The organism is Deltaproteobacteria bacterium, from assembly GCA_018668695.1.
Classification (GTDB): domain Bacteria; phylum Myxococcota; class XYA12-FULL-58-9; order XYA12-FULL-58-9; family JABJBS01; genus JABJBS01.
The window spans coordinates 1-7,726 of the sequence record JABJBS010000390.1; the positions used below are offsets into that span (position 1 = coordinate 1).

The window sequence follows — 7,726 nt, forward strand, 5'->3', positions numbered from 1 at the left end:
CGTCGTTAACCATCAGAACGGTTTTACCGACATCATGAAGTAACCCCACAATAAACGCTTCGTCTTTTTCAGCCTTCCGGCTTTGCTCTGCAATCAGTCCACAAGCCAGCCCCGTCGCAATCGCATGCTCCCAGAGCCGCTCCGAGAGTGCATCAGCTTTTCGATACATTGACTGACTCGATAGGGACACAACCAGATCACGCACCATAGTACGGCCAAGCTGAACCACCGCGCGCTGAATAGTCGTCGTGGGCAGTTTACGTCGATAAAATGTCGAGTTTGAAACGCGCATAATACGCGCTGCCAGTGCTTCGTCACTTGAAAGCAAACGGGCCAAGCGGTCAGCGTTACTGGCTTGATTCGCGACTTCGCGCATAACAGTGGCGGCAATTCGCGGCATTACCGGCAAATCGACCCGATTTTCTACTAAAGCTTTAATGCGTGGCAGTGCGTCAACACCTACAGGGTTTACCATAGGTCTTTGGCTATCACCGAGCGGAGGTCTCATCAACTTCCAACATTGGCCTATCCTCCCGGGTGCAGTATGAAGACACTATGAAAACGAGCTCATACCGCCTCTCTAAAGCGCTGAAGTCCTCTCTAGGCTCTCTAATAATACTGGGATTCGTCCTGATTTCAGCTAGCTGTCAAACACCAGTCGGGCCCCCGCCCACTCTGAGTGAACTTCGCTTAGGTGAAGAGCTCAAAGAAAGTGCCAAACGGCTGATGAACATACCCTTGGGGGTGCACCGTCTAACGCCGGGCTCCCTCGAGTCGCCGCGAGCTATTCTTGCAGTCCATGGTTATGCCAGCCGGGGAATTGAATGGGTAAGCTCCCTGCATCAATTCGCCGAGTCGGGTGCCCATGTTTACTGGCTACGATGGGATTGGAATCAATGCCCTGAAGCTGCCATGGACTACCTTCGAAATGCCCTGGTTCATATTCAAAAGCAGCAGCCCAAACTTCAAGCCATTGAGCTCTTTGGGCACAGCTATGGTGGCGTTATATCGACGATGCTGGCTCAGCGTGCAGCTTTGGGCATTGCACTGGACGTCCACGCGATTGCCGCCCCTTTGGCGGGGACCGGCAAGCTCTCGGCCTTATGTCCAGACACCAAAATCAATGGAACCGGCCTGGCTCAAACTACAACGCTTACCCAATGGCGGACCCAGCATAAAATCGATGGCGCATTTAAGGATGAAGAGATAGACCCGCAAATCGTGACAATTCCAACTGCCCGCTTCATTGATTTACCGAATACCTTCAATGACCGCAGACTCGGACACAACTGGTCGGTAAGCTACGTCGCCACCCAATGGCTCAAAACTCAAAACACAAAACCGGCGCCCCAAAAACCGCTTGAGGATAAGCCCTAACCCATGGGCTCAACGCCAACCATAAAACGGATTCCCAATGGCACCTGGCTCACCTGGGGGACCGCTGTCTTGTGGTCGGGATTTTTTCAAAACCAATTGTTTTGGGGACTGCTTTGGGCCTGGGGCATCTCCTTTATGATGCTTCAGATAATAAATCCCAAGGTGTCACTCTCCGCTAATCGGCAAATCTTTATTTGGTTGGCCCTTGGCACAGTTACTCTCTACGGGTTAAGCCAGCAGGCCTGGGAGACCATGCTCGATGACGAAAACCTCCACGGGCTAACCAACCGACTTGCGGACAAAGCCGCCCTGGAAAATCCCCCGCTACTTTTTCCAAGGCATCTGCTTAACGGAACCCCTCAAGATTTTTACATCTACGCGCCAGACTCAACACACGCCTCACTGGAGCTTGGCAACCACAGACTAGAAGGCCTGGCTCTTGGTCGTGGCTTGTTTAGAGTTGCAGTTCGAAATTCGCTATCAGATATAGAATCGGAGCTAATTCCCGCCAACTTGCTCACCGAGACGGGCAGTCATATCCGGGAGATGGAAATTGTAAAACCGTTGCCTCACCCCCAGGTTTCATGCGGCAACGGCAGCTCTCAAGCCTACTTGTTAAGCGATGAGACTGATACGCTCACCATCGTCAACCAACTCGGCATCGTTGCAACTGTACAAACAGGAAACGGCCCAAGCGGCTGTGTACAACGCGGCGACCGCCTCTATGTCTCACACGCCCACGAGAATTTTATCTGGGAGTTCAACACAACCAGTCATGCAGTCATCGCCCGGCACGACGTTCAGTCTCCCCAACGGGCACTCGCACTCTCTTTAGACGGTGAAATTCTGGCCGCCACGCTCACAGGCCCCCAGCAGGGCGTCGCACTGGCTTCCCTCCAAGCCCCGCAAGGCATTCAGTACATCTCGCTTTCACATAAACCTGAATGGATTGTGGCCGGTCCCAGCGCTCAAACACGGCTGGTCAGCAGCCGCGAGCAACCCGCACTGATTCGCATCCAACAATTAGACAAAGGCTGGCAACAGACGCAAAAGACATTAAGCCGTCCGCTGATCACCATGGTCGGCGCCAAACAAGGGCACAGCCTTTACGCGGCCGCGACCGGATACTCCATCAGCGGCGAAGCATTGAGAGGCAACCACTATATTCAGGACCAAATCCTAGAATTCGATACAGCCAGCCTTGAAGTCACTGGACGCTTACTCACCCACAAGCGGGCAGAAAAAGCCAAAGCACCCGGTGACTTTCTGAAGTGGACAGCCGGTGCTGGGCCATCGTCCATCACGGTTCTTAAAAACGGCAAACTCCTGGTCGCGTTCTCCGGCACGACGCAATGGTGGGTGATTCCATCAAGCCTCTCGGGCCTGGTTCAAGACCTCAATATTCGCCCAGGAGGACTGCGAGCCCCACAAGGCGCTGCCCAACTTGCAGATGGAACCCTGATTCTAACATCTCCAGCTGAGGGAACCTTCGCTCTCTTTAACCCTTCACAGGAAACCACGCAGCTCCACCAGCTTGGCCCCACCGATGAAACACTCGAGAGGAAGTTTCCCGCAGCCCTGAAACGCCGAGAGGGCGAAAAAGCTTTCTACGAGGCCACACGCTCCGGCAGGTCTTGTCAAAGCTGCCACCTTCACGGCGACAGCGACCACAGCACACACAATATTGGGGATGAATCTCTTGAGCCAGCCACGCTAAGCGTAAGAGGCGTCGCGGGCACCGCCCCTTACCTGCGGGGCGGGGTTTACAATCAAGTGCGTCAGCTCCTTCACGTCCCAGAAGAACTTCTCGGTGGTTACTTTATCGATGATCCGCAAAGAGGTGAAAATATTGAAGCTTACATCAGCGCTTTGACTTTACCTGTTGCCCATCTAAGCCCACCGGATGAATCACATCTTGATGCGCAAAAACGTGGACTTAAGATTTTCGTCGAAGCACGTTGTGTTAGCTGTCACCAGTTCCCCGCGTTTACCAACTTAAGCCAGCATCCTGCCCGTCGTATCTTTCCGAATTTCCCAGAAGCCAACCTAGAGTTCGACACGCCATCGCTCATTTCTATCAAGCACAGCCCGCCCTACCTTTTCGATGGCAGAGCAAAATCACTGGAAGACGTCTTAGGGCGCGCCTATGAGGGTACCCAGCACGGAATGCTCACAGCCATAAGCCCTGAGGACAAGAAAGATTTAATCACTTTCTTGAAATCGTTATGAATCCGGGAGCCCAGTCAACGCGGGCTTACACATTCCTTGCAGGAATTCTCCTCGCCTGCTCAGCCCTCATCTTCAGCCGGTATCAAACTCTAAGCTTCCGATGGCAGGCCGACCAAGGACTGATCCACGATACGGGAACACTCGCACTTGGCCTCTTTTGCGCGGCCCTCCTCTGCACGCCTATTCGTAATCTCCTGCAGCGCTTGGGCTACGACATCGGGTCCGTCCACAAAGAGCGGCGCTTACTCGGACTCAGCGCCACGGCTGCTGCCTTCGGTCATGCTGCGCTTGTTTACCAAATTCATATTGGAGATGCCCCGCTCACAGGTGTCTGGTTCCAACCTTATGCACAAGCGGGGACTGCCGCGCTCATCATTCTCGCGACCTTGGCTTTGACCTCTTTCACAAAGCCCACGCGTCTTCTAAAAATTCGTCACTGGAAAACACTCCACCGCCTCGTACACATCATTTTTTTCTTGCTATTGCTTCACGTGCTTCTCGGACCTCACGCGGGTCCATCCTACACACTCGCACTCTTCGCCGTTGTTGCGAGCATTTCTTGGATAGGTAGGCTAAATCCCTGAATTCCTGTAATTCTCTGAGGAAAACTCACACCAACCTCACAAGTTACACACAAGTTATCCACAGATTTTTAGACCGAAATTGAACCTATTTGAGATCCGCTCAAAACACCGCTCCAGAGTTTATCCACAAAGCAGTGACATTTACCCACAGGTTATCCACAGGCCGTGACGATCGTTCCACGATCGCGCAAACCCGCATAGACACTGGCTCAATTCGCATTCTGAAAATCTACAAATGGGTGGATCTTGACCTACTTCCGCGAAACTGTGCATAAAATTGGCACACTGTTCCATAAGTACATCCCCACGTATTTAGGTTTTCTCGAATGAAATTGAATGATTTATCCACAGACTAAGATGTCTTCACACCTACATGCACTTACCTGACTGAATTTTAAGAGAAATTTGGCCTTAAGATGTATCTCTGGCCAGCGAGTCCATAGTATTTACGATGATGCAGACCAACGTTCTTCATACCTCCCGCGGAGATTTTGCCTACCTTGCCGACGGTCCAGAGGATGGACCGGTTGTTCTTTGCCTTCACGGTTTCCCAGACCACGCACCGAGTTGGAACCAGCTCCTAGGACACCTTGCGTCTCAGGGTTACCGGGCCATTGCGCCATGGTTACGTGGCTATGCGCCCTCAGTACTCGACGGGGATTTTGATATCGACAGTCTCACTGATGACATCATCGAACTCTCGGCGGAGTTTGGCTCTCAGGATACACCTATACGACTGGTCGGTCATGACTGGGGAGCCGTTCTTACATGGCTCGCCGCAGCCCATCATCCCAAACGGTTCATCAGTGCGGCCACTCTTGCCGTGCCCCACCCTCTGAAGTTCTTCGAATTACTGGTACGCAACCCCTCTCAATTGGGGCGCAGCGGCTACATGGGTCTCTTTCAGCTCAGAACGCTTTCGGACTGGGTGGTTACTCGCGGCGACTTGTCTTTCATCGATTTACTATGGAAGAAATGGTCTCCGGGCTATGAACCCTGCCCCCAACAGATGACCGAACTTAAGACTTGTCTGAGAACCTCGATGCCGGGGCCCCTCAACTACTACCGTAAGATTCTGCGACCCCTGGTGCCCTCGATCCGTCGACTCCTGGACCCAAGCCGGCCGGAACGCAGCATACAGATTCCAATCCTCAGCATAACCGGTGTAAACGATGGATGCATCGCGGCCAATTCCAAGCTTGATTCTAGCCAGTTTATGATGGCGCCCTACAAGCATATGGAAGTTCCCAATGCCGGCCATTTCATGCATCTTGAGGCTCCCGGCGTGGTCAACTCGGCCATCACCTCATGGTTTTTGGAGCATTAATCCAAGTTTTCCTACATTTCATGACATTCTCAAATTCTTAAGTAGTTGAAATTGCTATAGTCGTAAAGATCCGCCGAATTTTTTGCTTGTCAAACTGCGCCCCACCTATTAGACGCAGTGCGTAAGGGGTATGGGGAATCAACACATGAAGGAGAATCACTATGAATGCGAAACAGTTCTTTTCATGGGCAGTCGCCATCGCCGTATCTTTTGGTGCCCTAACCCATAACGCGCAAGCAGCCACAAACGACTGGGAAATTATTTCCACTGACGATGGATTCGTCACCAAGCGCAAAAGCGTCGAAGGCTCTGATATTCTCGCTTTCCGCGGTGAGACCATTGTTGATACCCCTATCGCCAAAATCCTAAGTGTCTTTCTAGACGCATCACGGCGCGGAGAATGGGTTGATAAATTTCATACCTCTTCTGAACTCACGATAAAGAATGAATGGGAACGAACCTATTGGATTCGATTTGCTCTCCCATTCCCCGTTTCAGACCGCGACTATGTCCTCAATGCAACTGCGCAGGTGGATGAAGCACGCCGAGTGGTGACAGCAAACATTAAATCAGTTGAGCACAATAAGAAGCCCGAAGACGACTGCTGCGTACGCGCATCAGCAATGGGCACTTACTACCGCTTCGAGGCCATTCCTGGAACCAACAAAACCAAGATGGAAGTTGAAGTTCATACTGATCCAAAGGGCATGCTTCCTTCATGGCTGGTCAATATCATCCAAAAGAAATGGCCCAGCAAAACCTTGCTAGGTTTGGCTAAAGTTGCCTCTGATGCAGCTGTTGAGCCACATCCTGCCTTCATTCACTGGAATGACAAAGAACTTCCTGCAGGCCTGGTTCAAGCTGACAAAGCATCGCCAGAAGTTACGGCGCAAGCACAGGACGAAGCTACTGAGAAAAAAGAAACCGCTGCTGAAGAAGTAACCGGTACCGTAAACAAGGTAGAAGAGCCAGAAGGCTAATCAGTCCATCTATCGACAACCGGGTACATCAGTACCCGGTCCAGTCAAAATATCAATTCAATATTAATATACTTAAAATACTATACTAAATAGACCATGCGCCCTTGCCTCTACTCGGTCACTGTAATGAGCGAGTCTCCCGCCTCACTTAATGTACCGAAACAATCCAGCTCCAAACCGCGCTCTTTCGCAGCCTCTAGAAAAGCATCTCGCCCACTTGGCTCAACCGCTACCAAGAGACCACCACTGGTTTGCGGGTCACACAAAACCGCTTTCCAGGTATCACTCAGCTCAGAAACCTTGTGCCCGTAGCTTTCAAAATTGCGTGTGGTTCCGCCAGGCATCGTTCCCAGATCGAGGTAGCGTTCCAAACCAGGCAGTTTAGGAACCTCTGAGTATCGAATCGTGGCCTTCACGCCACTTCCCTCACAAAGCTCACTCAAGTGCCCCAACAAACCAAAGCCCGTCACATCCGTCACACTTTTAACCGCTTCCAGATCCGAAAGCTCGGCACCGAAATCATTTAAGGCCAACATCGATGCCCGAACGGTTGCGAAATCCTCATCAAGAAGTTTGCCCCGCTTTTGAGCAGTCGTAAACAAGCCCACCCCAAGTGCCTTCGTTAGGTAGAGTTCACAACCTGCCGTTGCACCATCGTTGCGCTTGAGGTTCTTCTTAAGAACAGTTCCTGTGACGGCCAATCCAAAAATGGGCTCAGGCGCATCAATAGAATGACCACCGGCCACACTGATACCTGCACGGGAGCATGCCTCTCTGGCACCTTCCATCACTCGAGCTGCAATGGAAGTGTCGAGTTTATTAACGGGCCAGCCTAGAATCGCAATCGCCATAATCGGCTTGCCACCCATGGCGTAGATATCACTGATGGCGTTCACTGAAGCAATTCCACCGAAGTCCTCGGGGTTGTCTACGATAGGCATAAAGAAGTCTGTAGTACTGATAATCAACCGCTCATCATCAAGCGCATAAACTGCCGCATCGTCTCGGGTGTCATTACCCACCAAAAGCCGGGGGTCCACCGCATACTCTTTGTCGCTCTCTAGAATTTGAGTGAGAACAGCTGGTGAGATTTTACACCCACATCCAGCTCCATGTGAGTACTCGGTTAGCTTGATGTCATTTGCCATGGTTGTATCCCCGCATCGAAGTTTGGGGGACATTACCAGTTCAGCATGCGACTGCAACCCTGACCTGCAAGAACCGTTAAA

Annotated in this window: 7 protein-coding genes; 5 read left to right on the forward strand and 2 right to left on the reverse strand. The window is 51.7% G+C overall.

The genetic code is table 11. The features are described 5' to 3' along the window. The coding region (locus HOK28_23095; GenBank protein ID MBT6435995.1) for an HDOD domain-containing protein at positions 1-508 on the reverse strand (508 nt) is incomplete at its 3' end. A 218-nt stretch (positions 509-726) separates the two neighbouring features. Between HOK28_23095 and HOK28_23100 the strand changes: the two genes are divergently transcribed. The 5 genes from HOK28_23100 (at position 727) to HOK28_23120 (ending at position 6,497) form a co-directional block, all read left to right on the forward strand. Further along, on the forward strand, positions 727-1,377 hold the full coding sequence (locus tag HOK28_23100; protein MBT6435996.1) for a hypothetical protein: 651 nt from the start codon (positions 727-729) through the stop codon (positions 1,375-1,377). A gap of 135 nt (positions 1,378-1,512) precedes the next feature. Further along, a complete protein-coding gene (locus tag HOK28_23105; protein MBT6435997.1) occupies positions 1,513-3,606 on the forward strand; it encodes a hypothetical protein in 2,094 nt (697 codons plus the stop codon). After that, positions 3,603-4,190 (forward strand): hypothetical protein, encoded by a 588-nt coding sequence (locus HOK28_23110; GenBank protein ID MBT6435998.1) that lies wholly within the window; start codon positions 3,603-3,605, stop codon positions 4,188-4,190. The genes HOK28_23105 and HOK28_23110 overlap by 4 nt, the downstream gene beginning before the upstream one ends. Before the next feature lie 451 nt (positions 4,191-4,641). After that, the gene (locus HOK28_23115) at positions 4,642-5,517 is read left to right on the forward strand and encodes an alpha/beta hydrolase (GenBank protein MBT6435999.1); all 876 of its coding nucleotides are present in this window, start codon (positions 4,642-4,644) and stop codon (positions 5,515-5,517) included. Positions 5,518-5,678: 161 nt separating this feature from the next. Continuing rightward, positions 5,679-6,497, forward strand: a complete 819-nt coding sequence (locus HOK28_23120) for a hypothetical protein (GenBank protein MBT6436000.1) — start codon at positions 5,679-5,681, stop codon at positions 6,495-6,497. A 110-nt stretch (positions 6,498-6,607) separates the two neighbouring features. Here HOK28_23120 and selD read toward each other — a convergent pair whose 3' ends face one another. Beyond that, complete coding sequence (gene selD, locus HOK28_23125) at positions 6,608-7,645, reverse strand: selenide, water dikinase SelD (protein MBT6436001.1); 1,038 nt, start codon at positions 7,643-7,645, stop codon at positions 6,608-6,610. Between the last annotated feature and the right edge of the window lie 81 nt (positions 7,646-7,726).

Bases quoted from the DNA above. Each gene is read 5' to 3' on its own strand.
- HOK28_23100 (MBT6435996.1), top strand. From the start codon at position 727: ATGAACATACCCTTGGGGGTGCACCGTCTAACGCCGGGCTCCCTCGAG.
- HOK28_23105 (MBT6435997.1), top strand. From the start codon at position 1,513: ATGATGCTTCAGATAATAAATCCCAAGGTGTCACTCTCCGCTAATCGG.
- HOK28_23110 (MBT6435998.1), top strand. From the start codon at position 3,603: ATGAATCCGGGAGCCCAGTCAACGCGGGCTTACACATTCCTTGCAGGA.
- HOK28_23115 (MBT6435999.1), top strand. From the start codon at position 4,642: ATGATGCAGACCAACGTTCTTCATACCTCCCGCGGAGATTTTGCCTAC.
- HOK28_23120 (MBT6436000.1), top strand. From the start codon at position 5,679: ATGAATGCGAAACAGTTCTTTTCATGGGCAGTCGCCATCGCCGTATCT.
- selD (MBT6436001.1), bottom strand. From the start codon at position 7,645: ATGGCAAATGACATCAAGCTAACCGAGTACTCACATGGAGCTGGATGT.